The sequence below is a fragment of the Aureimonas pseudogalii genome (genome assembly GCF_014196835.1).
GTDB classification, from domain to species: Bacteria; Pseudomonadota; Alphaproteobacteria; order Rhizobiales; family Rhizobiaceae; genus Aureimonas; species Aureimonas pseudogalii.
The window spans coordinates 79,835-104,535 of sequence record NZ_JACIEK010000008.1 but is presented as its reverse complement, the minus strand read 5'-3'; the positions used below and the strand labels follow the sequence as shown (position 1 = coordinate 104,535).

19 protein-coding genes are annotated in these 24,701 nt (G+C 67.7%); 7 read left to right on the top strand and 12 right to left on the bottom strand.

The genetic code is table 11. From position 1 onward, the window contains the following. Nucleotides 1-179 precede the first annotated feature (179 nt). Nucleotides 180-596 carry an RNA polymerase-binding protein DksA gene (dksA, locus tag GGR04_RS14880; protein ID WP_183200717.1) on the bottom strand — a complete coding sequence of 139 codons (417 nt, stop codon included), beginning with the start codon at nt 594-596 and terminating at the stop codon, nt 180-182. A 303-nt stretch (nt 597-899) separates the two neighbouring features. Here dksA and GGR04_RS14875 point away from each other — a divergent pair, with 303 nt between their 5' ends. The 4 genes from GGR04_RS14875 to GGR04_RS14860 all read left to right on the top strand — a co-directional run bounded on the left by GGR04_RS14875 (nt 900) and on the right by GGR04_RS14860 (nt 4,611). Beyond that, nucleotides 900-1,376 carry a SixA phosphatase family protein gene (locus GGR04_RS14875; RefSeq protein ID WP_183200716.1) on the top strand — a complete coding sequence of 159 codons (477 nt, stop codon included), beginning with the start codon at nt 900-902 and terminating at the stop codon, nt 1,374-1,376. 87 nt (nt 1,377-1,463) lie between these two features. Further along, complete coding sequence (locus GGR04_RS14870) at nt 1,464-2,909, top strand: YcjX family GTP-binding protein (RefSeq protein ID WP_183200715.1); 1,446 nt, start codon at nt 1,464-1,466, stop codon at nt 2,907-2,909. Continuing rightward, complete coding sequence (locus GGR04_RS14865; RefSeq protein WP_183200714.1) at nt 2,906-3,967, top strand: YcjF family protein; 1,062 nt, start codon at nt 2,906-2,908, stop codon at nt 3,965-3,967. The genes GGR04_RS14870 and GGR04_RS14865 overlap by 4 nt, the downstream gene beginning before the upstream one ends. A 110-nt stretch (nt 3,968-4,077) precedes the next feature. Then, the gene (locus tag GGR04_RS14860; RefSeq protein ID WP_183200713.1) at nt 4,078-4,611 is read left to right on the top strand and encodes a hypothetical protein; all 534 of its coding nucleotides are present in this window, start codon (nt 4,078-4,080) and stop codon (nt 4,609-4,611) included. Here the strand turns inward: GGR04_RS14860 and folK are convergent. After that, a complete protein-coding gene (folK, locus tag GGR04_RS14855) occupies nt 4,586-5,113 on the bottom strand; it encodes a 2-amino-4-hydroxy-6-hydroxymethyldihydropteridine diphosphokinase (RefSeq protein ID WP_183200712.1) in 528 nt (175 codons plus the stop codon). The genes GGR04_RS14860 and folK overlap by 26 nt on opposite strands. Further along, on the bottom strand, nt 5,110-6,090 hold the full coding sequence (gene folP / locus GGR04_RS14850) for a dihydropteroate synthase (RefSeq protein ID WP_246393176.1): 981 nt from the start codon (nt 6,088-6,090) through the stop codon (nt 5,110-5,112). The genes folK and folP overlap by 4 nt, the downstream gene beginning before the upstream one ends. Here folP and GGR04_RS14845 point away from each other — a divergent pair. Next, on the top strand, nt 6,076-6,678 hold the full coding sequence (locus GGR04_RS14845; protein WP_183200711.1) for a DUF922 domain-containing protein: 603 nt from the start codon (nt 6,076-6,078) through the stop codon (nt 6,676-6,678). The genes folP and GGR04_RS14845 overlap by 15 nt on opposite strands. Nucleotides 6,679-6,713: 35 nt before the next feature. Here the strand turns inward: GGR04_RS14845 and GGR04_RS14840 are convergent, their stop codons facing one another. Both GGR04_RS14840 and GGR04_RS14835 read right to left on the bottom strand, forming a co-directional pair. After that, entirely contained in the window at nt 6,714-7,034 is a 321-nt protein-coding gene (locus GGR04_RS14840) for a 2Fe-2S iron-sulfur cluster-binding protein (protein WP_183200710.1), read from the bottom strand. Nucleotides 7,035-7,091: 57 nt separating this feature from the next. After that, entirely contained in the window at nt 7,092-7,478 is a 387-nt protein-coding gene (locus GGR04_RS14835) for an Hpt domain-containing protein (protein WP_183200709.1), read from the bottom strand. Between the two features lie 399 nt (nt 7,479-7,877). Between GGR04_RS14835 and GGR04_RS14830 the strand changes: the two genes are divergently transcribed. Beyond that, nucleotides 7,878-15,056 carry an apolipoprotein A-IV repeat region-like domain-containing protein gene (locus GGR04_RS14830; protein WP_183200708.1) on the top strand — a complete coding sequence of 2,393 codons (7,179 nt, stop codon included), beginning with the start codon at nt 7,878-7,880 and terminating at the stop codon, nt 15,054-15,056. 777 nt (nt 15,057-15,833) lie between these two features. Here GGR04_RS14830 and GGR04_RS14825 read toward each other — a convergent pair. From GGR04_RS14825 to GGR04_RS14810, 4 genes are all read right to left on the bottom strand, one after another. After that, entirely contained in the window at nt 15,834-16,430 is a 597-nt protein-coding gene (locus GGR04_RS14825; protein WP_183200707.1) for an ABC-type transport auxiliary lipoprotein family protein, read from the bottom strand. A gap of 162 nt (nt 16,431-16,592) precedes the next feature. Next, the gene (locus GGR04_RS14820; protein ID WP_183200706.1) at nt 16,593-18,269 is read right to left on the bottom strand and encodes an MlaD family protein; all 1,677 of its coding nucleotides are present in this window, start codon (nt 18,267-18,269) and stop codon (nt 16,593-16,595) included. Beyond that, complete coding sequence (locus tag GGR04_RS14815) at nt 18,269-19,087, bottom strand: ABC transporter ATP-binding protein (RefSeq protein ID WP_246393175.1); 819 nt, start codon at nt 19,085-19,087, stop codon at nt 18,269-18,271. The genes GGR04_RS14820 and GGR04_RS14815 overlap by 1 nt, the downstream gene beginning before the upstream one ends. 1 nt (nt 19,088) lies before the next feature. Continuing rightward, nucleotides 19,089-20,276 (bottom strand): MlaE family ABC transporter permease, encoded by a 1,188-nt coding sequence (locus GGR04_RS14810; RefSeq protein ID WP_183200704.1) that lies wholly within the window; start codon nt 20,274-20,276, stop codon nt 19,089-19,091. 158 nt (nt 20,277-20,434) lie between these two features. Between GGR04_RS14810 and dgcA the strand changes: the two genes are divergently transcribed. Next, nucleotides 20,435-21,421 (top strand): N-acetyl-D-Glu racemase DgcA, encoded by a 987-nt coding sequence (gene dgcA / locus GGR04_RS14805; RefSeq protein WP_183200703.1) that lies wholly within the window; start codon nt 20,435-20,437, stop codon nt 21,419-21,421. On the opposite strand, the gene GGR04_RS14800 is transcribed toward dgcA, so the two are convergent. From GGR04_RS14800 to GGR04_RS14790, 3 genes are all read right to left on the bottom strand, one after another. After that, nucleotides 21,373-22,626 (bottom strand): MFS transporter, encoded by a 1,254-nt coding sequence (locus tag GGR04_RS14800; RefSeq protein WP_183200702.1) that lies wholly within the window; start codon nt 22,624-22,626, stop codon nt 21,373-21,375. The two genes, dgcA and GGR04_RS14800, sit on opposite strands and share 49 nt — an antisense overlap. Nucleotides 22,627-22,711: 85 nt before the next feature. Further along, entirely contained in the window at nt 22,712-23,746 is a 1,035-nt protein-coding gene (locus GGR04_RS14795) for a glycosyltransferase family 4 protein (protein ID WP_183200701.1), read from the bottom strand. After that, complete coding sequence (locus GGR04_RS14790) at nt 23,746-24,579, bottom strand: UDP-2,3-diacylglucosamine diphosphatase (protein ID WP_376769862.1); 834 nt, start codon at nt 24,577-24,579, stop codon at nt 23,746-23,748. The genes GGR04_RS14795 and GGR04_RS14790 overlap by 1 nt, the downstream gene beginning before the upstream one ends. Nucleotides 24,580-24,701 lie beyond the last annotated feature (122 nt).

The following is a 24,701-nucleotide window of genomic DNA, read 5'->3' as shown; positions in this document are numbered from 1 at the left end:
TCATCGGACGGAACGCGTCGCATCGGCTATCGGTTCGGTCGATCACCGTTCCGCCGTCTCACGGTCCGAGCCTGTCCCATGCCGGCAACCTCCGCCCATGAAAAAGCCTCCGCATCGAGCTTCGATGGGAGGCTGCATGAGCTGGGAGGCAAGATCGGCGCGGTGACGAACCGGCGACACTACTCGTCGCGGTAGACCTTTTCGCGCCGCTCGTGACGTTCCTGAGCTTCGAGGGACATGGTCGCGATTGGCCGCGCATCGAGCCGCCGCAAGCTGATGGGCTCGCCCGTCTCCTCGCAATAGCCGTAGCTGCCGTCGTCGATCCGCTCGATCGCCGCGTCGATCTTGGCGATCAGCTTGCGCTGGCGGTCCCTCGCCCGCAGTTCGATGGCCCGATCGGTTTCGGATGACGCACGGTCGGCGGCGTCCGCCTGGTTCGAGCTTTCGTTGGCGAGAGCATCGAGCGTCTCGCGTGATTCCCGTAGAATGTCGGCCTTCCAGGCGAGCAGCTTCTTGCGGAAATATTCCTTCTGGCGATCGTTCATGAACGGCCCGTCCTCGGGAAGCCCCGTTCCGATCGGTCGGGTTTCGCTCATATGCTTCCTCCAAGATCGCCGTCGCGGTGCTTATAGCGGGGGAGGAAACCGTGAACAAGGCTCGAAAAACCGCATGGTCCCGCGTCGCACCCCTCGCGTAAGCCTCGACAGGCGCTTGCCTTTCCGCAAAGCGAACACCCTCTGGAGGGCGCGGAGCGTCGGGGCGCCGCCTTCTTGTCAAACGCGAAACCGGGCCCGAAGGCATCGCGTGCAGATTGAAGGGCGTAGCGGGACGTCGTCGTCTTCGGGTCCGCTGGCCGCCCTTTTTCCCTTCGATCGATCGAGAGCGTGATGGGCCCAACGATGACGACGCATCTTCACCTTCTGAGGCACGCGCATTCGTCCTGGGCGGAGCCGGGACAGCGCGATCATCAGCGCCCGCTGGACGAACGCGGACGCCGCGAGGCCACCCGGCTGGCGGGGGAACTCGCCGCGAGGCCGAGAGCAGTCGATCGTGTCGTCTGTTCGACGGCGACACGTGCGGTGGAGACCTTCGATCTCATCCGCCCCGCGCTGCCCAACGGCTTCACCGTCGAGTGGTCGGATGCGCTCTATGCCGAGGGTGTCGACGCTTATTTCTCCGCCCTTCGATCTGCGCCCGGGAGCGTTCTTCTCGTCGGCCACAATCCGACGCTCGAAGAACTCGTCGACTCGCTGGCGCCCACCGTCGAATCGAGCCTGCAAGACGGGATCGGCACGGCGAACTGGCTGACGCTGCATCACGAACCCGTCGGCGACGATGAAGGGGCATGGCGGTTGAGCGAGATCTGGCGACCGTGAGATCGAAGCCGTCGGACACCTGTCGGCAGAGCGCCACGGCAACTATATGAGACTTCCTCTTCCTCGACCGAAAGTCGCCACCCCTTCATGACGTCCTTCGCCGACGAAGCGCGGATCGCCCTCGACAATCTCACCGATCGCGGCGCCGGCCTGTTCCATCCGACCCTTCGCCTGGGGGTCGCCGGCCTGTCTCGCGCCGGCAAGACGGTGTTCATCACATCGCTCGTCCACAACCTGCTGCATGGCGGGCGGTTGCCGATGCTGGAGGCGCAAAATTCCGGGCGCATCAGCCGAACCTACCTGGAGGAACAGCCGGACGACGCGGTGCCGCGCTTCCAGTACGAGGAGCATATCCGCGCCGTTCTCGAAGATCGTGTCTGGCCGCAATCGACGCGCGCCATCTCGGAACTGCGCCTGACCATCGAATACGAGTCGGCGTCCGGTTGGTCGCGCCTCTTCTCGCCGGGCCGGCTCTCGCTCGACATCGTCGACTATCCCGGCGAATGGCTTCTCGACCTGCCGCTCCTCGATAAGGACTTCGCGACCTTCTCACGCGAATCGCTGGAGCGGGCACGGCTGCCGGCGCGCGCGTCGATGGCCGCGGCCTATCTCGCCGTCGCCGACGCCGTGCCGCTGGACGACCCCGCCGACGAGGCGACGAGCCTGCGCCTTTCGCAGGCCTTCGCCGACTACCTGCGCGCCTGCCGACAGGACAAGACGGCGCTCTCGACTCTACCGCCCGGGCGCTTCCTGATGCCCGGCGACCTCGAAGGCTCGCCGGCGCTCACCTTCGCGCCGCTCCCCGTCGAGCCCGGCCGCGTCTACCCGAAGGGCAGCTTCGCCGCCGTGCATGCCCGCCGATACGAGGCCTACAAGACGGTGGTCGTGAAGCCCTTCTTCCGCGACCACTTCGCCCGGCTCGACCGGCAGATCCTCCTCGTGGACGCCCTGCAGGCGATCAACGCCGGGCCTGATGCCGTGGCCGACCTGGAGATGGCGCTCAGTGACATTCTCGAATGCTTCCGGCCGGGCCGGGCGAGTTGGCTCGGCTCGCTGCTGACGCGGCGCATCGACCGCATTCTCGTGGGCGCGACGAAGGCCGACCATCTGCACCGCGAGAGTCATCCCAAGCTCGAGGCCATCGTGCGGCGGCTCGTCGACAAGGCGATCGAACGCGCCCGCTTCTCCGGCGCCGCCACCGAGATCGTCGCGATGGCGGCCATCCGCGCAACGCGCGAGGGAACCGTCCCGGACGGGGGGCGCACCCTGCCGGTGATCGTGGGAACGCCGATGGTGGGCGAGACGATCGGCGGCGAGCGCTTCGACGGCGAGACGGAGACGGCGGTGTTTCCCGGCGATCTTCCGGCCGACGTCTCGCGCCTGCTGCGTGGCGGGCCGGCGCTCGATCCCGTCACCTTCGTTCGCTTCCGCCCGCCCCGTGTGGAGCGAACCGAAGACGGCATCAAGCTGTCGTTGCCCCATGTCCGGCTCGACCGCGCCCTGCAGTTCCTGATCGGGGACCGGCTGACATGAGCGACCTCCCGCCCCGCCGCCCCGCCGCCTTCCGGATCGATCCACCGCCGACGACAACCGCTGCCCCCGAGCCGCCGCGCATGCCGCGGGCCTTCGGCGACCTCGGGCGCATCGAGATCGCCGCCGACGAAGGGTTCGAGACCGAGGCGATGGCGACGCTCGACGCCGAGCCCGCCCGCCGCCACGCCCGGCGCCCGTTCTCGTTCGGCCGCCTGCTGATGGGCGCGCTCGGCGTGCTCGTGTCGCTCGTCACGGGCCTGGCGATCGACGATTTCGTGCGCGATCTCTTCACGCGCGCCGACTGGCTCGGCTGGATGGCCGTCGGCGTCACGGGGCTCGCCCTCGTCGGACTTTTCGGCATCGCTGGACGCGAGATCCGCGGTATCGTCAAGCTCAACCGGGTCGAACGAGAACGGCTGGACGGGGCCGCGGCCTACGAGAGCGATTCGGCGCGCGACGCGCGCGACGTCGTCTCCCGCCTCGTGGCGCTTCTCGCCTCCCGGCCCGAGAGCGCGCGTGGCCGCGAGAGACTGGCCGCGACGCGCGACGACGTGATCGATGGTCGCGATCTCGTGACGCTCGCGGAGCGCGAGCTTCTGCTGCCGCTCGATGCGCGCGCTCGGGCACTTGTGCTCGCAGCGTCGAAGCGCGTCTCGGTGGTCACTGCCGTCAGCCCGCGCGCCATCGTCGATCTCGCCTTCGTGTTCTTCGAGACGATCCGTCTCGTGCGTGCGATCTCCGAGCTCTACGGCGCCCGCCCCGGCACGATCGGGCTCGTCCGACTGACCCGCGACGTTCTGGCGCATCTCGCCGTGACGGGGTCGATCGCGGTCGGCGACAGTCTGATCCAGCAGGTCGTGGGTCATGGACTGGCGACGAAGCTCTCGGCCAAGCTCGGCGAGGGCGTCGTCAACGGCCTTCTCACCGCCCGGATCGGACTGGCGGCGATGGACCTCTGCCGGCCGCTGCCGTTCCTCTCCGTCCAGCGTCCGCGAATCGGCGACTTCCTGAACGATCTCACGCAGTTCGGCCGCAACGAGAACGGCCGTGCGCCGTGATCCACCTGTGTCGGCGCGCCTCTTCAGGGCGCCATCGAAAAGGATCGGTTAACCAATCGAGCGGATAAAGGAAGCAACGCACCCGCCTCCTCGCCCGAACGGTTTTCTCCATGATCCGACCGCTCCTGACCGCCCTGTCGCTCTCCCTCGCCGTTGCGGCGGCCTGCGGCTCGGCCGCTGCCGCCGACAAGGACGAAGCTTTCTTCCAGACCGTCTTCGGCCGCTGGACGGGCCCCGGAGAGATCGTCGCCGGCAAGTACAAGGGAACGAAGTTCGTCTGCGACCTTAGCGGCGAGAAGCCGTCGACGGATGTCGGCATGGCGCTCGACGGCACATGCCGGGTCGGCATGTTCTCGCAGCCGATGTCGGCAAAGTTCACGAAGGGTGGCTCGTCCTACAAGGGCGCCTTCCTCGACGGCTCCAAGGGCAAGGGCCTCGACATCATCTCCGGCGACGTCGACGGCAATCGGGTCGTGGTCGGCCTTGACCGCAAGCAGTTGAAGGGCGCGATGGTCGCCCGCCTCGTCGATCCCGACAAGCTGAACATCACCATCTCGGTGCAGGTCGCCGACGAACTCGTGCCGGTGATCGGCATGAATCTGAAGCGCGACGCCAGCGTCAAGCGGGCATCGCTGGCGGACTGAGCGGCGGCCGCCACCAGTCGCTCGCCTCGTCCGCGATCTCGATCCCGTCCTGCGGCACTTCCGCCAGCCACGAGTCGATCGTTCGCCCGGCGATCCGCAGGTCCGGGGCAATGCGCGACAGCGGCAGGAGCACGAACGCCCGGCCCAGCATGCGGGGGTGCGGCAGCTGCAATGCCTCCTCCGCGACGATTTGGCCGCCGAAGTCGAGAATGTCGAGATCGATGGTGCGCGGCCCCCATCGCACACCGCGGCGCCGATGCAGCAGTCGCTCGACATCAAGACACAGCGTGAGAAACGCCGTCGGCGACAGCGTCGTGAAAATCGCCGCGCAGGCATTGAGGAAGTCCGGCTGGTCGGTCTTGCCCCAGGGGGGCGTGCGATAGAGCGGCGAGACAGCGAGGACCGAGTGACCCGGCTCGGCTTCCAGCACCTGCAGAGCCTCCGCCATTTGCCGCCTGGGGTCACCGAGATTGCCGCCGAGGCTGAGATAGGCGTGCGTCACTTCGCCTCCCCCACGGCGAGTGCGGCGTCGACCAGAGCCAGCGCATCGCGGTTGGCCGCGACGTCGTGGACCCTGAAGATCGCTGCGCCGCGCTCGCGCAGGAGGACGCTGGTCGCCGCGGTGGCGTGATCGACGCCGCGTTCGTCCCGCAGCCCGGCCCGGACGAAGCGCTTGCGCGAGGTCCCGACCAGAAGCGGGTAGCCGAGCGCGTGCAGCTCGGCACATCGCATCATCAGGCGAAGGTTCTCGGTCGTATCCTTGGCAAAGCCGAACCCCGGGTCGAGCACGATGCGATCAGCGGAAATGCCAGCGTCGCTTGCCAGCCTCAACGACCGACCAAGGAACGCGAACTGGTCGTCGATCACGTCGGCGAGCTTCTCGCGCTCGCGGCCGGTGTGCATGATGCACAGCCCGACGCCGGTGCGGGCGGCCAGCGTGGCCATGCCGGCGTCCCGCTGCAGGCCCCACACGTCGTTCACGATATGCGCGCCGGCGGCGACGGCCAGCGCCGCGGTCTCGGCGCGATAGGTGTCCACCGAAACGAGGCAGCGTCCAGCTGCCGCCAACCGCTCGATCACGGGCAGGACACGGCGCTGCTCCTCGGCCGGCGAGACCGGATCGGCACCAGGACGGGTGGACTCGCCGCCGACGTCGACAATCTCGGCGCCCGCCTCGACCATCGCGTGCGCAGCCTCCTCGGCTCGTTCGGGATCGCCTGCGAACCGGCCGCCATCGGAGAAGCTGTCGGGCGTCACGTTGAGGATGCCCATCAGGACGGCGCGCGGTCCAAGACGCAGCCGGCGGCCATGGGCGAGGGTCCAGAACCGTTCACCGAAGGCGCACCGCAGGCCTTCGTGGGAACTTGCGAAAACGTCGTGAGAAAATTCAGTCATAAGGCAGTTGTGCCATTCCGATAATCGCGTAGCGTGAGGCCAGGATCTTTCAAGCCGTCGAGGCCGTCGATGAATCTGGTTCATGCCCTGAGTGCCGCACTGCTGCTGTTGCCGACGGTTCCGGCGGTGGCAGGATCCATATCAGAGCGGACGACCTACTTCATGGTGCAGGGCACGACGCTCGATGAGCTGAACAATTCGTTCGGACGGGGCGGTCCGCTCCTGGGGGGCGGCGAGCGACATGGTGGCAAGACGGCCGTGACCTTCACACCGGCCTTCGACTATGCCGAACGTCAGGGCGGATGCTCGGTGAAGAGCGCCAGCGTTCGTCTGAACGTGGTGACGACGCTGCCGAAATGGTCGCCGCCGGCTGGCGCGACGCGGGAGATGACGATCCTCTGGCGCACCATGCGGGACGAGATCGCTACCCACGAAAGCCGACATGCAGCGATTGCCAAGACGTGGCAGGCGCGCATGGAGAACGAGATCCGGTCGCTGCCACCGCGTGCCACCTGCGCCGACATGAAGCGGGTGGCGGACATGGCGTTTCGCGGCGATCTCGCCGAACACGACCGGGCCCAGCGAAACTTCGACCGGGTCGAGTCCTCCGTGGCGGACACCAGGGTCAAGCGCCGCATCGACAAGAATCTCGGGCAGTTCGTTCTTCGCTGACCGCAGCATACCAGCCGCTTGGCCGACTCGCGAAATCAGGCCTGCCGAGCCGGCACCGTGAGGGTCAGGCCGGCAAGGTCGGGGCGAATGCGAATCTGGCACGACAGGCGCGAGTTCGAGCGAACGTCGAGCGCGAAGTCCAGCATGTCCTCTTCCATCGCCTCCATCGGGGCAAGCTGCTCGGCATGGTCGCCGTCCACATAGACATGGCAGGTGGCACAGGCGCAGGCGCCGCCACAATCGGCGTCGATACCGGGAACGTCGTTGCGGATCGCGTTCTCCATCGCGCTCGACCCGTCGGCGGCGTCGATGTCGTAGCGGGTTCCGTCGTGCGCGATGAAGGTGATGGCGGTCATGCCGTTCGCTAGGCCACGGCCGTATTGCGTGTCAATCGCCAACGCCTGGCGACGTCGCTAGATCGGCTGCTGCATCGAGCGAAGGAACAGCGTGACGCGCGCCATTTCCCTTTCGACCGACGCGAGGTGATGGGCGTTCTCCGGTTCGCTCTCGAGCCGTGATGCGGCGTTGGCCAGGGAGAAGGCGCCGACATTGCGTGCCGACCCCGCCATCGCATGGGCGGCCGTCGCGCGTCGCGCCTCGTCGGCGCCGACGAGGCTCGCCGAAATGGCGGCGATCTGGGTGCGCAGCAGATCGAGGATCTCCGCTTCGAGAGCCCGATCGCCCATCGTCTGAATGGACAGGTGAACGAGGTCGACCGGTCGGTCCCGCGACGGACAGGCGGATGGCGGGGCCCAGCCTCGGCGAGATCCCGGCTCGAATGTCTCGCTCGCTGCGAACATGATCTCTCTCCTCTGCCCGGTGCGTTTTGGGCGGCAGTTCCGCTGCGCGGGACTGCGCTTCGATCGGCTCGGGCTCTCTTCACGATGCGCCGGAAGCGGTGTAGGTTTCCTCAACGCGCACTGGTCTCCCGCCGTCCTGCACGGCAGAGTTGATGACGTCTTTCGCAAGACGGGAAACTTCGTCCGAGTAGCGTTAACCAAATGTTTAAACTTGTACCGAACCACCGTTTTAACGGTTTCCTTCGGCACGCTGCGTATCTACCTTGTCCAAGAGTGAATTCCGACTTGAGTCCGTTCTTCGTGGCGGACCCGAGACAACGGTTGGACTGACGTTCGTTCGTGGGCAAGCGAACCGAGGTCCGCGACCGGGCGTAACCGAGTATCGAGGCGTAGCGGACCATGTCGAAGATCAAGACGGCCGAACAGCTTTCCGAAGAAGCGATGCGGGAACTCGAGGCGACGCTTCAGGGCGCCGACTTCGAGACGCCGACGGATGGCGGAGCCAACGTTTCGGGCACGGCGCAAGGCCATGTCGAGGCGGAGACGCTGAAGGCCGACGACGTGTCGATCGACTTTGCCTTCTCGGAGTTCGATCGAACCGTCGAGGCTGCCACCAGCGCATTCCGTCAGGAAGCCGCCGCTCCCGAAGTCCCCATAGACGAGACGTCGTCTGCCTCCGAAGGCGTCGACGAGCCGGTGGCCGAAGCCGAGCCGACGGATGACTTCTTCCTCGGCGAAGAAGAACTGATCGCCGCCGTTGCGAGCGAGGCGCCGGACGACCGGACCACCGAGGAGCCTTCGCTGCACGCGGCCCCCGAGGTCGTCGCCGTGGCCGGTGGTGCCGCTGCCGCCAGCGCCGCCGAAGAGGCCCGTCGCCCGCGTTCGACGCTCGGCGAGCCGGCGTCCCGCCAGCCGGTGTTTACCGAGGCACCGCAGCCGACCCGCGCCCCGTCGGCGACACAGCCCGCCGGCCCTCGTGATTTCAAGACGAGTGTCGCCAACGACGAGAAGCGGTCCGCGAGCGTCATGGCGGATGCCCTCCTTTCCCGCCGCGCGTCCGGTCGTCATCTGGTCGCGGGCTTCGCGGCGGCCGGCGCCTGGGTGGTGCTGTCGGGCCTCGCCGCCGCAGCCTTCTTCAACAATGGCAGCTTCGCGCCTCTCGGCAGCGAAGGCGGCAGTGCGTTAATGCTCGCCATCGTGGCAGCCGCGGTCGTGCTTCCCGCACTCCTCATCGTCGCCTTCGCGATGATGATGCGCCGGTCGCAGGATCTGCGCTTGATGAGCCGTTCGATGGCCGAGGTGGCACTTCGCCTTGCCGAGCCGGAGACGGTGGCCTCGGAGCGCGTCGCCAGCGTCGGTCAGGCCATTCGCCGTGAGGTCGCCTCGCTCGGCGAAGGCGTCGAGCGCGCGCTGTCGCGCATGAGCGAGCTCGAAGGCATCGTGCATTCGGAGGTGTCGTCGCTCGAGCGAGCCTACGCCGACAACGAAGTGAAGATCCGTTCGCTGGTCGCCGACCTCGCCAGCGAGCGCGAGGCGATGCTGTCCCATGCCGAGCGTCTGCGTACCTCCGTCGTCGGTTCGCACGACCGTCTGGTCGGCGACGTCGACAGCGCGTCGCAGCGCATTCTCGCACAGGTCGAGGACGCCTCTCAGCGCTTCCACCGCATCCTCGACGAACGTGGCGAAGCGCTGTCGCGCTCCTACGACGATCGCTCGCGCTCTCTGATGACGCTGTTCGACGAGCGCAGCGCGCAGGTCGATGCGGCTCTCGCCGGCAACACGGCCATCGTGGTGGAGCAGATTTCACGCACCGCGGATGAAACCACGTTGCGCCTGCAGAAGACCGGCGCGGCGCTGGCCAAGGCCTTGGAACGCCAGACCGCGGAGCTTCGAACCCGCTCCGACGAATTGGTGGCGCAGGTCGAATTCGTGGGCACGGAAGCGGGCGATCGCCTCGCGGCCTCGAATGCCCGTGTTCTGCAGCTCCTCTCCGAGCGGTCCGATCGCCTGTCGAACGATGCCGAAGTCTTCGACCGCACGCTGGCCGAGACGCTCGATGCGCGGTCCACGCGTCTTCTGTCCGACGGGGAGGCCCTCGCTGGCCGGATCGCGGCGAGCGTCGACGAGCGGGTGTCGATGATGTCGTCGGCGACCGACGGCTTCCTGCGTCGGATGGACGAAGGCTTCGGCGAGCGCATCGAACGCGCGACCGGGCTGCTCGACGATCGCAACGCCTCGTTGCTGCTCCAGTTCGACCAGCGCCTCGCATCGCTGGAAGAAACGCTGTCCGGCAAGGGCGCGACACTCGTCACCACCATCGAAGGCCGCGCCGCCGCCATCGATCGCTCCACCGACCGGATCGCAGAGGCGCTGGGTCAGCGCACCAGCGAATTCGCCAAGGTGCTGTCGGAGAAGACCGGCGAGATCGGCCGCGTCTTCGCTGAGGGGCATGCCTCGGTCAACCGGACGGCGGAAGGTGCGGTCCAGTCCGTCGATGCCGCGCTCAAGCGCCAGGCGGCCGGGCTCCACTCGACCTTCGAGTCCCATATCGGCTCGCTCGGCGCCGTTCTGAGCGATCGCTCGGCCGACATCGACACGTCCCTCGCCTTCGCCCAGCAGTCGCTTCTGGCCAGCCTCGAAGAGCGCGGTCAGGCGATCACGCAGGCGATCGAGACGAACGTCTCGCGCATCGAGACGGTCCTCGAAGGCACCGACGGTCGCCTCTTCGCCGGCGTCGATTCGCGCTCGGCCGATCTGCAGCGGGCCTTGGACGAACGCGCCGATCGGATCCACCGCCTCCTCGCCGAGAGCCAGACATCGGTCGGCACCGATCTCGACGACCGCCTCTCGCGCATCACCACGCTGCTCTCGGAGCGCAGCGCCGCGATCAACGTCGCGCTCGACGATCATTCGCGCACCCTCTCCTCCGACCTCGACCGCCGCCAGGGTGAGATCGACACTCTCATGGCCGACCGCACGGGTCGCTTCCTCGAAGGCCTGGACGAGCGCTCCACCGCGCTGACCACGGGTCTCGCCGATCGCATCTCCGCTAGCGAGGCGTTCATGCGCTCGAGCGGCGAGCGCCTGTCGGACTCGCTGGAAGCCTACACGGCGCGCGTCGGCGACGACGTGATCGCCCGCCTCGAGACGGCCCTCCTCACCGGCGACGACCGCCGGTCGGAGTTCCTGTCGCGGCTGGAGACACAGACCGCCGGCATCGAAACCACCTTCGAGCGTTCGGTGCAGCTCGTCGCCGACAATCTCGCCGCGCGGATCGTCGATCTGCAGTCCGCGATCGATACGTCCAAGACCGACTTCGTCGCCAGCCTCGATGCGCGTACCGGCATGTTCGGTCGCGAGATCGACCAGAACGCCAGCAACATCCTCACGGCGGTCGAAAACGCCCTGACGCTGCTGATCCAGGGCCTCGACGGTCGCGGCGTCTCGCTTCGCGAAAGCGTCGAGCATGCCCGCACCGCGATGCTCGAAGGTCTCGACGAGCGCGTCACCTCGATGCGCAGCATCGTCGACACGTCGCAGACCTCCCTCCTTGGCGATCTGACGGACCGCACCGACCGCCTCGCCTCGGAACTGGATCGTGGAAACGCTGCGATCGTCGAGACGCTGGACACGCGCATCGAAGCGCTGCGCCAGTCATTGTCGGACTCCGACGGTCAGCTTGCGGTGGCGATGGACGAGCGCCGCGAGAACCTCACGGCCGCCATCGAGGATGTCGCGAGTTCGCTGGCCGCCACGCTCGGCGATCGCGCAGACGACGTCCGCCGCGTGCTGGAGCAGAGCGCCGGCAACGTCTCCACGACGCTGGAGGCCAAGCGCGACGAGATCGTCGCCGCGCTGGAGACGGGAACCGCCACCCTGTCGCTCGCCGTCGAAGAGCGTACGGACGCCATGTCCGCCAATCTCGAACGCGGCCTCGCCAACGTGGAGCGGACGCTCTCGGGCCGAACCTCGCTGATCGCCGACACGCTGCGCGACACGATCGTCGCCGCCACGGCCACGATGGGCCAGGAGGCGGACCGCGCCCGCATCGGTCTCGAAACCGAGACCCAGAAGATCGCCATCGTGATCGGCGAACTCGGCAACGTCTTCCGCGCCTCCTCCGAGGAAGCGCAGTCGCGCTTTGCCGAGGAAGTCGCGAAGTTCGAAGAGCGCATTCAGGCCGTCGCCCGCTCCGTGCAGGAGACCTCCGAGACCGCACGCACCGAACTCACGGGCGAGAGCGCCCGCATTGCCGAAGGCATCGCATCGAGCGCGGACACCATCCGCGCCATGACCGAGGAAGCTCGCGGTCGCTTCGCAGCGGAGGCAGAGACGCTCGGCCGTAACGTCGCAGAGGTTGCCGACCGCATGCGCGGCGACGCGCAGGAGATCCGCGAGTCGCTGGCCCTCGAAGGCGACGCCTTCACGACGCAGATCGGCGGCGCCTCGCTTGCCATGCGGACAGAAGCCGAGGCCGCCCGCGAGCGCCTTGCCCTCGTCGCCGGCGAATTTGCCGGTGGCCTGGAGGACATGGCCGAGCGCCTTCGCCAGGACGCCGAGGCGGCTCGCCGCATCGTCGCCGATCAGGCGTCCAGCCTGTCGAGCGACGTCGAGGCTGCGGCCGAGCGGCTGCGCCTCGTCGGAGACCGCACGCGCGAACAGTTCTCCACCGATGCCCGTCAGATCCGCGAGGAGGTCGCCTCCGCTGCGATCCAGATCCGCGAGCACGCCGATCTCATCCGCCACGACGTCTCCGAGCAGTCGGCGGCCATCGTCGGCGAGTTCACCAACGCCAGCTCGCATCTGCGCGACGCCGGCGAGGCTTCGCGCCGCCTGATCCTCGACGACGCCAGCCGCATCGCGGCGGAAGTCGGAAACGTCGCGGCCGCGATGCGCGGCGAGACCGACCGCGTGCAGAATGAGCTTGGCGCGCATGTGCAGCGGATGATCGAAGAGGTCGCCACCGCAACGGACCGCGTCCAGGCCAGCACCGGCGAGACGCGCGAGCGCCTGACTGCCGAGAGCGTCCGCCTCGTCGAAGAGCTCGATGCCGTCGCGCTGTCGATGAGCGAGCAGGCCGAGGCCGCGCGCAAGCGCCTTCTCGGCGACGCCGAGGCCTTCTCGGGCCGCGTGCAGGAGGCCGCCGCGCTGATCCACGGGGAGACCGATCGCTCCTCGTCGTCGCTCGACGAGCGGGCGACCCGTTTCGCCGCGGAACTGTCCGGTCTGTCCGCCCAGCTGTCGATCGCGCTCGAAGGCACGACCGGCGACATCCGGGGCGATCTGTCCGAGGCAGCGTCTGCGCTCCGTACCGAGATCGAAGACGCGACGCAGCTCATCCGCAACGAGGTCGGCACTGTCGCCGGAAACCTGCGCGGCGACTCGCTGCAGATTGCGGGCTCGATTCGACAGGAGGCCGAGCAGGCTCGCGAGACGCTTCTTCAGGAAGGCGCCGACATCTCGGCTCGTCTGTCCGGCATGGCGACCGCCATCCGCATCGAGGCCGATCGCATTCGCGAGCAGTTCGCCGACTCGACTACGCAGTTCGGCAGTGAAATCGCCGATCGCGTCGCGATTTCTGACCAGACTCTGTCCGAGCGCGCCGATCATATCGGCCGCGACATGGAAGGCCGTACACGCGATCTGGCCGAGCTTCTCGCCAGCCGCAATGCCGAGCTCGCCCGGCTCATCGACGACGAGACCCGTCCGCTGGTGGATCGTCTCTCGGAGAGCGGTGCGAACGCCGTGCGCGCGCTCGAAGACAGCTCGCAGAACGTCGCCGATCGCCTGCGCGACGAGAATGCCAGCATCGTCGCGGCCTTCGTTCGCCGCGCCGAGGAGACCGTCGAGCAGCTCGGCGCCTCGTCGGCCGATCTTCTGGCGGCGCTGGAACAGCGCACGCAGGGCGCCGTCGCCTCGATCTCGGATGCGCGCGGTGAACTGGTCCGCGACGTCGGCGATCTCGTCGATCGCCTCGGCCTCAGCAACCGGTCGCTTCGCGAACTTCTCGACGAATCGTCGCGTCAGCTCGGACAGGCCGAGGGCACACTGGCGGAAACCGGCGAGCGCTTCCGCACCGAAGCCGATCGCGTCGGCAGCGACATCGCAGCCTCGTCCGATCGATTCGCTCAACAGGTTGGCCGCATGGACGGCGCGACCGTCGCGGCGATGGATCGCATCGCAGCGCTGACCTCGCAGTTCGCCGAGCATGGGCAGATGCTGACGGAAGCCGGCGCCCTGCTCGACTCGGCCCAGCAGAACCTGCAGATCACGCTCGAGGATCGCCGCGAGGGTCTGCAGAGTCTGGCGACGGGTCTGACACAGCGTTCCGACGAGATCGGTGCGATGCTCGGCTCGTTCGAGACGGTGGTGGAGCGTCTGTTCGGCGATGCCGAGAAGCGGTCCCATGCCGTGGCCGAGACGATCACCGGTGACCTCGGTGCGTCGCTGGGCGAGGCCGAGCGGCAGCTCGAAGAGACCGAGCGGCGCTCGCAGGATGCCGCGGAGCAGGTCCGCGCGATGATCCGCGCCGTGATGGAGGAAGCCACCGAGCGGTTCGGCGGCGCCACCGCCGAGATGAAGCGGGCCGCCGGCGAAATCCGGCAGGAGCTGGAGAACGCACGGGGCGAGATCCGCCGCGGCGTGTTCGAGCTGCCGGACGAGACCCGCGAGAGCACGAAAGCCATGCGTCGCGCCGTGTCCGACCAGATCCGCGCCCTGCGCGAGTTGAGCGAGATCGTCTCGCAGTCGGGCCGTGGCTTCGACGTTCGTGCCCCCGACAGCGTCGGCCCGTCACCCCGCCCGCTCACCGCGTCCCGGCCGGTTGCATCAGCACCGCCGCGTGCCGCGGCGCTTCGTCAGGAGGCAGAGCCGGCAGCGGACGAGATCGAGGACCGCTCGGCCGGGCAGTTCATCGTCGACGGCAATCTAGCCCGCGACACGCGGGGGCCGAGCTTCGAGGCGCCCCGCGCCGACGCGGGTTCGCAGGGGCGCGTCACGCCGACGGCCGCGCCGCGCGCCGGCGATCTGTCGCCGCTCCGCCCGGCTGCGCCTGCCGAGCCACGCCGCCCGGCAGCGAGCGTCACGGCGCCGGTTGATGAGGCCAATCGTCAAGGTGGCGGCTGGGTGTCGGATCTCCTGCGGCGTGCGTCGCAGGACGAGGACGGCGACGAGGCATCCCAGCCGGCGGCTTCCGCCGAGCCGGCCCGGCCTGCCGAGCGGACGCAGGCCCACGTGGTCGACTCCCTCAACTCGCTGTCCGTCGACATCGCACGGGCGATCGATCACAACGTCTCGGTGGAGCTGTGGGATCGCTATCGCAACGGCGAGCGCAACGTCTTCACCCGCCGGCTCTACACGATGAAGGGTCAGCAGACGTTCGACGAGATCCGCCGTAAGTACCAGCGCGACACGGACTTCCGCAGCGCCGTCGATCGCTACATCGCGGACTTCGAAATGCTGCTGCAGGACGCCTCGCGCAAGGATCCCGACAACACCCGCAGCAAGAGCTATCTGACGTCCGACACCGGTAAGGTCTACACGATGCTCGCGCACGCCTCGGGACGCTTCGACCAATAAGGTCTTCCCGAGAGAGTTCAGTCGAAGGGCGGGATCGCAAGGTTCCGCCTTTTTTCGTCACGTCTGTGAGGTCAAGACTTCGGCCGCTCGAATGTTCGGGTGGAAGCCCTCCCGTTGAATAAGGAGCCTGGCGGAAGGGTTCCGGGAACCTGTTTCGGCGGCATTGCCCAGGCGTGAGAGCTCGCTTGCACCTCCCCGGGATCGTTCTCGTTCGCCAGCATGACAACCCGTATCGTCACTCGGGTCTGCTTGCGGCGTCTTCGCATCGCTTGCACCACATGCCGAAGAGGTCTCTCGACAGCAGCGATCATGCGGCGATCCAGCATGACCAGTTGCCTTCGCTCTTCGATTTGTCCCTGGGAATGACCGGTGTCCCCCGCTCGGGTGGCGGCCTTCCTCGAACACCCTCTCCCGTCAAAAGGTCCCAGGCGGTCATCCTCTCGATCGTGGATGTGTTGCGCCGACTGGCTACGGTCGAGGCGGACTGCTTCCGCGGCCGGAGGCGCCTGCCCTACCTCCGTAATCCGTTGCGAAATGATGCGCTTCGTCGGGCGGATCATCGTCCGCCGAAGACGACATATCCCGCACGGCTGCACCGCGACAAAGGCCCGGCGGATCGCGGAGGCGAACCGGCATTCGGCGTCTGCACGACGCAGGTTTGAGGCCGCTTCGATCAACCGATCGAGGAAGAGGCCGATGGGGCTTGGATACGAAAAGGCCGCCCCGAAGGGCGGCCGATCGAAACACGCATGGGAAAACGGTGGTATCTTCGGCTCGTCAGAGCAGACGGATCGTCCAGGCCACGATCTCGTCGGCGACCTGGCCGAACGCCGTGTCGAGTGCGGCGACGTAGGCCGGACTTCCGGCGCCAGCCACCGGAACCACCGCGCGGAAGATGCGGGTGTCCCGCACGACGCCGGTCTTGTCGTTCAGCGCCTTGACTGCGATCTCCACCACCGCCGCGGCTCCCGGTTCGAACGCCACCTCGAACCGGCGCAGTTCCATCACGACCTGATAGTCGATGGCGAGGCCCTGCCCGGGCACGCCGACCGCGCCGACGCGCCCGGTGTTCTGGAAAGCCTGTAGCGTGCGAAGCTGGACCAGCCGCGGCAGGCGATCGCTCCACTGGCTGGCGCCGAGGCTCTCGATCGTCTGGGGCGTCGGCTTCACGACGATCTGCTGGCTGTCGAGCGCCTTCGTCGCCGTCGGCTCCGGGATGAGGATCTGCGCCCGCGTCGCGGAAGCGCGCTGGCTCGCCGGCGGCGGTGCCGACAGCTCGAAGGTCGCCGGCGCCTCCTTCAGGGACGCGCAGGCCGACAGGGTCCATCCCGCCAGCGCCAGCATCGTCAGTCTCGTTGCAGCTCTGACCACCATCTTGCCCTCGACTCGAAACGCGTTTCCGACCCCCGATCTCGCGAGGTGTCGGGTCTTTTCAATTCCATGACGATGCCGCATTCCAGCTTCGCCTTCGGCTTTATCTGTTCTGCCGCGTCGCCCATACGCCATCGCTCCCGAGCGACGTGGCAGAAGTCTTGGCTATCGCCGGGTCCGACCGTCGAAGGTGCGAACCTCGCCGCCGCCCGCGCCGCCTTCGCCGCCGAACAGGATTCGGCTCGGATTGGCCGACAGGTCGGTCACGGCGCTTTCGATGCGCGACACGGCACGCGTCGTCTCGCGTACGAGATTACGCACTTCCTGCAGGCCCTGTCCCGTAAAGCCCTGGAGATTCGCGGAGATCGGCCCGATGGCGACGCGGATGGATTCCGCCGTCTGCTGGATCGTGGCGAGGGTCGTGCGTGCCTGCGCGGCGAGGCCCTGCCCGTCCGGGCTGTTGACGAGACCGTTGGCGGAGTCGATCAGGGTCTGCACCTTGGCCGATGCCGTTCGGAGGTTGGCGGTGGTGTCCTGCGTGTTGGTGATGATCGCGTTGATGTCGTCGCGGCGCTGGCCGATGTCGTCGGCCACGCCCCGCACCGAGTCGGCGGCGCTGGCGATGTTGGTCGTCGCCGAGGAGACGTTGTTCACGGCGCGCGAAATGTCCTGCGGGTCGATGCCCGTGAGGATCTGGTCGACGCGGGTTCGCGTGCCGTCGAGCCCGGTGAGCGCGCCGTTCAGGGTGGCGAGAACCGTATCCGCACCCGCGACGACCGAGCCGATGCGGTCCGACTGGCCGTTCAGCGCGTCGGTGAAGCCGTTGACGTTGCCGATCACGTTGCGCACCTGCGCCGGATCAACCGCCGCCGTAATCTCGTTGACGTCTCCGAGCGTCGAATCGAGTCGGGTCGCGACGCTCGATGCCGTCTCGGAGATCGGCCCGAGGCGGCCGAGGAAGTCGTTGATGCTCGGCGTGTTCTGCCGGATGGCGTCACCCACCGATCCGAAGCTGCGGGCGGCGTTGGAGATCGAATCGACGGCGGCCACGATGTTGTCGGTCTGGCCGCGCACCGACTGGGTGATCGAGGCGACGTTCTCGATCGATTGGTTGATGGCGTTCACGTTGAGCGCGGAGACGAAGCGGCTGGCCTCGTCGAGGATCGGCGGCAGCCGCTCGGCCACGTTGTTGGCGCTCGTCGCAAGCCGGCCGAGACTGGCGAGGAAGTCGTCGATCTGGTCGGAGTTGGAGGCCAAGCTGTCGGTGAAGGTCTTGACGTTGCTGGATGTCGCGGCAACGTTTTCGGCGGTGGTGCGCACGGAGGGGCCGATCGCCTGCACGATGCTCTCGAACTCGCCGAGAATGTTGTTGGCACGGTCGGCGATGTCGCGTGCCGTCGCCAGGATGTCAGTGACGTCGGACGGGTTGGCGTTGATGATGGGCGTCGCGCCCTGATCGAGCGCCGACTGGATGATGTTGCGATCGTTGACGTTGCCGCCGGTGAGACCGATGAAGCCGAGGCCGGTCAGGCCCTGGAAGCCGATCGTGGCGGTGGTCGAAGTGGTGATCGGCGTTGTGCGGTCGACCTGCGTCGTCGCGATGACGACCCGCGGATTGTTGGGGTCGATGCGCAGATTGGTCACCGTGCCGACGTTGAGGCCGTTGAACAGAACCTGGCTGCCCTGGCTGAGGCCCGACACGGAGCCCTCGATGCGGATCAGCAGCGCGGTGCGCGCGTCCTTGTCCGAGACGTTGGCGGACCAGTAGACGAAGCCGAAGCTCAGCGCGAGCACGACGAGCGTGAAGATCCCGACGAGGACGTAGTTAGCCTTGGTTTCCATCACTGATCCTCGTCGTAATACGGATTGTCTTCCTTCGACACGACGGTGCGAGCCCGTTTGCCGTGGAAGTAGGAACGGACCCAGGGGTCGTCGTTCTCGAGCATGGTTTGGAGGGGACCCTCGACCAGAACCTTCTTCTGTCCGAGCACCGCGATGCGATCGCAGGCCATGAACAGCGAGTCGAGGTCGTGCGTCACCATGTAGACGGTGAGCCCCAGCGTGTCGCGCAGCGTCATGATGAGTTCGTCGAAATCGGCGGCACCGATCGGATCGAGGCCGGAGGTCGGCTCGTCCAGAAAGACGATGTCGGGATCGAGCGAGAGCGCACGCGCCAGCGCTGCGCGCTTGATCATGCCGCCCGAGAGTTCGGAGGGAAACTTCTCGGCGGCGTCGGGCGCGAGGCCAACGAGATCGATCTTCAGCCGGGCGAGTTCCTCCATCAGTCCCGGCGAGATGTCGAGATACTCGCGCATCGGCACCTGGATGTTCTCGAGCACGGTGAGCGACGAGAACAGCGCCCCTTGTTGGAACAGCACGCCCCAGCGCTGCTCCACGGCGAGGCGATCGGCATCGTTGGCGCGCTCGTAGTCGGTGCCGAAGACCTCGATCGTGCCGCCCTGCTTCTGGTTCAGCCCCAGGATCGTGCGCAGAAGCACCGACTTGCCGGTGCCGGAGGCGCCGACGAAGCCGAGGATCTCGCCGCGCCGCACGTCCAGCGACAGGTTCTCGAGAATCGTCTTCGAGCCGAACCGCACGGTGACGTCGGTCGCGCGGATGATGACGTCGTCGTCCGACGCCGCGCCCTTGGCCTTGCTCATGTCAGTATCCGATCGCGGCATAGAAGATGGCGAAGACCGCATCGAGGAGGATGACGAGGAAGATCGACTTCACGACGGAGGCGGTCACGTGCGTGCCGAGGCTCTCGGCGCTGCCGCCGACCTTCATGCCCTCCATGGAGGCGACGACGCCGATGAGGATCGCCATGAACGGTGCCTTCAGGAGGCCGGCGAAGATCGTGCCGATGTCGATCGCCCCGCGCAGGCGCGTGATGAAGGCGTCGGGCGTGATGCCGGAATAGATCCAGCTGACCGTGATGGCGCCGACGAGGCCGGCGATGTCGGCGATGAAGGCGAGCAGCGGCAGCACGACGATGAGCGCCAAAAGCCGCGGGAAGACGAGCACGCCGATCGGGTTCAGGCCGATCACCTGAAGCGCGTCGACCTCCTCGCGCATCTTCATCGAGCCGATCTCGGCGGTGATGGCGCTTCCCGAACGGCCGGCGATCATGATCGCCGTGAGCAGCACGCCGATCTCGCGCAGCTGCAGGATGCCGACGAGATCGACCACGAAGATCTCGGCGCCGAAATTGCGCAGCTGGAAGGCACCCTGCTGCGCGATCACGGCGCCGATGAGGAAGCTCATCAGCGCGATGATCGGCACGGCGCGAACGCCCATGCGGTCCATCTGGCTGACGATGGCGGCGGGGCGAACCTGCGTCTGCCCGGTCATGCGGCGCCCGGCGCCGTAGAGCGCCGCGCCGATGACGTTGACCCCGGTCAGAAGCTCGCGGCCCACCGCGAAGACCGCCTCGCCGATCGAGGCGAGACCGTCGGTGACGGGGTTGGACTTTCGGACGACGGGCTCGGGACGCTTGACGTCGAGCGCCTTGCGCACCGCGTCGAACAGTGTCGCGTCCTTGTCGGCTCCCTCGAAGGAAACCTTCGCGCCCTTCTCGGTCAGAGTGCGGGCGAGGCGCTCGATGAGAAAGGCGCCCGACGTGTCCAGCCGGCCGATCTCGCCGCAATCCATCGTCACCGACTTGCCGAGATCGGTCTTGCGGGTCTCGTCCATCACGTCCTCGACGGACCCGATGGTGCGGGCGAGCCAGTCGCCGCGCAGATGCAGGACGACACCGCCCTTGCCCTTCTCCGCTTCGACGGTCGGTTCGGTGGATCCGGCGGGACCCTTCCGTTCCGATCCTTGCTTGTCCTTCGGGATGTCCAGCATGCTGTCGAATCGGATCCGGGTTTGAGGTATGGCGAGCGTATCGAACTTGGAGCCGCCCACGACGAGCGGGACTCGGATCAGAACTTGATCTCGCACGAGAGACTTAGCGGTCGCCTTCGCACTCGCAATCAGACATTGACTTGGAATTAAGGATTAAAATGGAACGTCGTGTTTCGGTCACAGTGGAGCGGTTCCCCCTCGCGGCACAATTCACGATCGCTCGCGGGTCGAAAACCGAGGCGGCGGTGGTGGTTTGTCGGATCGAGGACGAGAACCATGCCGGCCGCGGAGAATGCGTTCCCTATGCGCGCTACGGCGAGAGCGTCGAGTCCGTGGTCGCCGCCCTGGAAGCGCTGCGGCCGGCGCTCGAAGCCGGCCTCGACCGCGCAACGCTGCAAACGGCCCTGCCCGCCGGCGCGGCGCGCAACGCGGCCGATTGCGCACTCTGGGATCTCGACGCCAAGCTGGGCGGTCGCGGGGCCGCCGATCTCGCGGGGCTCGCCGCCCTGCATCGTGTCACCACCGCGTTCACGATCTCGCTGGGAACGCCGGCCGAGATGGCGGAGGCGACGCGCGCCGCGAGCGGGCGCAGCGTGCTGAAGGTCAAGGTCGGCCGCGGCGCGGACGACATCGCCCGCATGCGGGCGGTGCGCGAAGCCGCGCCGGACGCACGCCTGATCATCGACGCGAACGAAGCATGGAGCGAGGAGACGATCCGGGAGAACATGCTGGCGGCGGCGGCCTGCGGCGCCTGGGTCGTCGAACAGCCGCTTCCCGCGGGCCAGGACGCCATCCTCGCCCGCATGCCGCGCCCGGTGCCGGTCTGTGCCGACGAATCCGTCCACGGCGCGGACGATCTCGGCGCCCTCGTCGGGCGCTACGACTACGTGAACCTCAAGCTCGACAAGACCGGCGGGCTGACCGAAGGGCTGCGCTTTCTTGCAGAGGCGCGCGCCCATGGGTTCGGCGTGATGGTGGGCTGCATGGTCGGCACGTCGCTGGCCATGGCGCCGGCGCTTCTCCTCGCGCAAGACGCGGAAATCGTCGATCTCGACGGTCCGCTGCTGCTGCGGACCGACCGGCCGGACGGCCTCGTCTACGAGGGCTCGCTCGTCGCCCCGCCGACATCGGCCCTCTGGGGCTGAGGACCGAGAAGCGCCAGGAGAACGCCCGCGCCGGCGAGCGCCGCCATGGCGAAGAAGGCGTCGGCGCCGAAGGCCGAGTAGAGAAGTCCACCGCCGAACGTGGTGGCGGCCATCAGCCCCGTCTGCAGCGCGAAAGCCGTGCCCTGGGCCGCGCCCAGCCGATGTTCCGCAACGGAGGAGCCGATCAGCGTCTGGAGCGCCAGATGGGTGCCGGCGAAGGTCAGCGCGTGGGTGGTCTGTAGCAGGAGGAACCCTGCGAAGCCGAGATCGAGGGTGAGAAGCGACCATCGCAGCACCGAGGCGAGGCCGGAGACGAGCAGAAATCCGCGCACGCCGAAGCGCCGCATGGGCCCAGCGGCAAACCGGAACAGCACGACCTCTGCGACGACGCCGACGGCCCAAAAGATCCCAATCTCGGTCGGCGAGTAGCCAAGACGGGTCCATTGCAGCGAGCCGAAGCCGTTCAGGAGCGCATGGCTCGACTGCACGAGACCGATCGCCAGGAGCAGCGGCAGGAGGCTGCGCAGGTCGGGCGCGGGTGCGAGACGCCGAAACCGGCCGAAGACGCTCGGTGCCGGCAGCCAGGGCTCGCTCATCGGCGGCAGGGGCGCGGGCGAGGCTTGCCGCGGTCGCCCGAAACGGGGCACGCGCAGCGTCGCCGCGGCGGCGATCGCGAAGGCCGCGAAGAGAAGCGCTGGGAACCAGCTCTCGCCGAGCCGGGCGATGACGAGGCCGCCCGCGACGTTGGCGACGATGAAGGCGACGGAGCCCCAGAGCCGCGTACGGCCGTAATCGACCGCGAGACGCCGGACGCCGGCCAGCGCCACGGCATCGCTGAGCGGAATGACCGGCGACCAGACGCAGGCGAGGAGAAGCGTCGCCGCCAGAATCGCGGTCCAGCCTTCTACGAACGAGAACAGGCCGGCGGCTGCCAGCGAGGCGAGCGAGATGGCGACGAGCACGTCGGCGCGCTCCGGCGAGCGATCGGCCCAGCGCAGCACGAGCGGGCAGACGACGACGCGCAGAGCGATCTGCAGCCCGAGGATCAGGCCGATCTCGTCGGCATCGAGCCCCTCGAAGGCCAGCCATACGGGAAAGAACGGACTGAAGACGCCGAGCGTGATGAACGAGCCGACGAAGACGAAGGCCATCCGGCGCTCGAAGAGGCGCCGGTCTTCGCGGGAAGGAGACGGGGCGGCGGACATCGGACTCGGCATCGCATGGGGCGGATGGCCCCGTGCCTAGCAGCCGTCGCCCCCAGCGACAATCACGATGGCGCTAGTCGCCCTGTCAGTGGGCGCCGATCAGCTCGTAGCGCGCGGGCGGTCGAGCCCGGCGGTTCGCCGCCTCCAGGAAGACGTCGGCGCAGGCCTCCCAGGTGTAGTGCAGCGAACGACGCAGCGCGTCCTCGCGCGACAGCGTGAGCGCTTCGCGGCAGGCGGTGAGGAGATCGGTGGAGATCGCGCCGGCTCCGGTGCCGGCGAGAACGTCCATGGGACCGGGCTCGGGATAGGCGGCAACCGGCAGCCCGCAGGCCAGCGCCTCGATCAGCACGATGCCGAACGTGTCGGTCTTCGAGGGGAACACGAACACGTCGCCGGAGGCATAGTAGCGCGCCAGCGTCTCGCCCGTCTTGGCCCCGGCGAAGTGGACGCGCGGATAGCGCCGGATGAGCTCGGCCAGTTGAGGCCCATCTCCCACCACCAGCTTCGATCCCGGCAGGTCGAGGTCGAGAAAGGCCTCGAGGTTCTTCTCTCTCGCGACGCGCGACACGGTCATGAAGATCGGGCGCGGCAGATCCAGCGCCAAGGGCTCGGCGGGGCGAAACAGTCGGCGGTCGACGCCGCGCGTCCAGGTGACGAGATTGGCGAAGCCGCGCCCGGCGAGATCGCGCCGCATCGTCTCGGTGGGCACGAGACAGGCGGTCGCGGGCGCATGAAAGCGACGCAGCCAAGCGTAGGTCAGCCCCTCCGGCACCGGCGCGCGCTTGCGGATGTATTCGGGAAAGCGCGTGTGGAAGCTGGTGGTGAAGCTGCGCTTCCCCCGCAGGCAGAAGCGCCGCGTCTGGAAGCCGATGGGCCCTTCGGTCGCGATGTGGATCGCGTCCGGGTCGAAGTCGCGGATCGCCTTGGCGACGGCCGTCTGCCAGGCCACCGCCAGCCGGATCTCGGGATAGCTCGGACAGGGGAAGGTCTTGAAGTGCTCGGGCGAGAGCACGAGCACCTCGGCGCCGCGCTCGCGAAGCTGGTCGGCGAGGCTCGACAGGGTGCGCACCACGCCGTTGATCTGCGGCGCCCAGGCGTCGGTCGCGATGAGGATGCGCATCACGCGGCCTCCGACGCCGCGGCGCTCTCGGGCGAGACGAGCCGCACCGGAACCGCGGGCGGGCCGAGCTTGACCGCCGCCGAGGCCTGCGTCCACCGGATCAGCTCGAGGCTTCCATCGTGGCGCTCGGCGATCGCCGTGCAGCTTTCCACCCAGTCGCCGGTGTTGACGTATTGCAGCCCCTCGCGCTCCGAGATGGCCGCGTGGTGGATATGGCCGCAGATCACGCCATCGCAGCCATGGCGCGCCGCTTCCGCCGCCAGCGCCGCCTCGAAGGCGCCGATGAAGCTCACGGCGTTCTTCACCTTGAGCTTGGCCCAGGACGAGAACGACCAGTAGCCGAAGCCGAAGCGGCGACGAATGGCGTTGAAGACGGGGTTGAGGGCGATCGCCGCGTCGTAGGCCCAGTCGCCGAGATAGGCGATGAGGCGGGCGTTGCGCACCACGACGTCGAACTCGTCGCCGTGCATCACCAGGAAGCGCCGTCCGTTGGCGGTCTCGTGGATGTCGTTGAGCTTCACCTCTATGCCGCCGAAATGGCGGCCGGTGAAGTCGCGCAGGAATTCGTCGTGATTGCCGGGAACGTAGACGATCTCGGTGCCCTTGCGCCCCTTGCGAAGGAGCTTCTGCACCACGTCGTTGTGCGACTGCGGCCAGTACCAGGAGCGCCGCAACCGCCAGCCGTCGACGATGTCGCCCACGAGGTAGATCTTCTCGGCGTCGTGCGTCTTCAGAAACTCGATGAGAAGCTCCGCCTGCGCCGCCTTCGATCCGAGATGGATGTCGGAGAGAAAGAGCGTGCGGAAATGCCGGGTGTCGTTCAGCTGGTTCATCATGCCGCTCCCCGCCGATGCCGAAGCCGTCTGGCAAGGGAGGAGATGACCGAGTCTCATTGCACGCGTATGACGGCAGTCGGCCTTACGATCCCGGACGCGGGATTTGCGCTGCCCTCCGC

What these genes read in the sequence shown, in the direction of transcription:
- GGR04_RS14860 (WP_183200713.1), top strand. Translation starts at nt 4,078, where the DNA reads ATGATCCGACCGCTCCTGACCGCCCTGTCGCTCTCCCTCGCCGTTGCG.
- GGR04_RS14815 (WP_246393175.1), bottom strand. Translation starts at nt 19,087, where the DNA reads ATGAGCAAGGCCAAGGGCGCGGCGTCGGACGACGACGTCATCATCCGC.
- dgcA (WP_183200703.1), top strand. Translation starts at nt 20,435, where the DNA reads ATGGAACGTCGTGTTTCGGTCACAGTGGAGCGGTTCCCCCTCGCGGCA.
- GGR04_RS14810 (WP_183200704.1), bottom strand. Translation starts at nt 20,276, where the DNA reads ATGCTGGACATCCCGAAGGACAAGCAAGGATCGGAACGGAAGGGTCCC.
- GGR04_RS14875 (WP_183200716.1), top strand. Translation starts at nt 900, where the DNA reads ATGACGACGCATCTTCACCTTCTGAGGCACGCGCATTCGTCCTGGGCG.
- GGR04_RS14800 (WP_183200702.1), bottom strand. Translation starts at nt 22,626, where the DNA reads ATGTCCGCCGCCCCGTCTCCTTCCCGCGAAGACCGGCGCCTCTTCGAG.
- dksA (WP_183200717.1), bottom strand. Translation starts at nt 596, where the DNA reads ATGAGCGAAACCCGACCGATCGGAACGGGGCTTCCCGAGGACGGGCCG.
- GGR04_RS14825 (WP_183200707.1), bottom strand. Translation starts at nt 16,430, where the DNA reads ATGGTGGTCAGAGCTGCAACGAGACTGACGATGCTGGCGCTGGCGGGA.
- GGR04_RS14830 (WP_183200708.1), top strand. Translation starts at nt 7,878, where the DNA reads ATGTCGAAGATCAAGACGGCCGAACAGCTTTCCGAAGAAGCGATGCGG.
- GGR04_RS14795 (WP_183200701.1), bottom strand. Translation starts at nt 23,746, where the DNA reads ATGCGCATCCTCATCGCGACCGACGCCTGGGCGCCGCAGATCAACGGC.
- GGR04_RS14835 (WP_183200709.1), bottom strand. Translation starts at nt 7,478, where the DNA reads ATGTTCGCAGCGAGCGAGACATTCGAGCCGGGATCTCGCCGAGGCTGG.
- GGR04_RS14790 (WP_376769862.1), bottom strand. Translation starts at nt 24,579, where the DNA reads ATGAACCAGCTGAACGACACCCGGCATTTCCGCACGCTCTTTCTCTCC.
- GGR04_RS14820 (WP_183200706.1), bottom strand. Translation starts at nt 18,269, where the DNA reads ATGGAAACCAAGGCTAACTACGTCCTCGTCGGGATCTTCACGCTCGTC.
- GGR04_RS14840 (WP_183200710.1), bottom strand. Translation starts at nt 7,034, where the DNA reads ATGACCGCCATCACCTTCATCGCGCACGACGGAACCCGCTACGACATC.
- GGR04_RS14845 (WP_183200711.1), top strand. Translation starts at nt 6,076, where the DNA reads ATGAATCTGGTTCATGCCCTGAGTGCCGCACTGCTGCTGTTGCCGACG.
- folP (WP_246393176.1), bottom strand. Translation starts at nt 6,090, where the DNA reads ATGAACCAGATTCATCGACGGCCTCGACGGCTTGAAAGATCCTGGCCT.
- GGR04_RS14870 (WP_183200715.1), top strand. Translation starts at nt 1,464, where the DNA reads ATGACGTCCTTCGCCGACGAAGCGCGGATCGCCCTCGACAATCTCACC.
- GGR04_RS14865 (WP_183200714.1), top strand. Translation starts at nt 2,906, where the DNA reads ATGAGCGACCTCCCGCCCCGCCGCCCCGCCGCCTTCCGGATCGATCCA.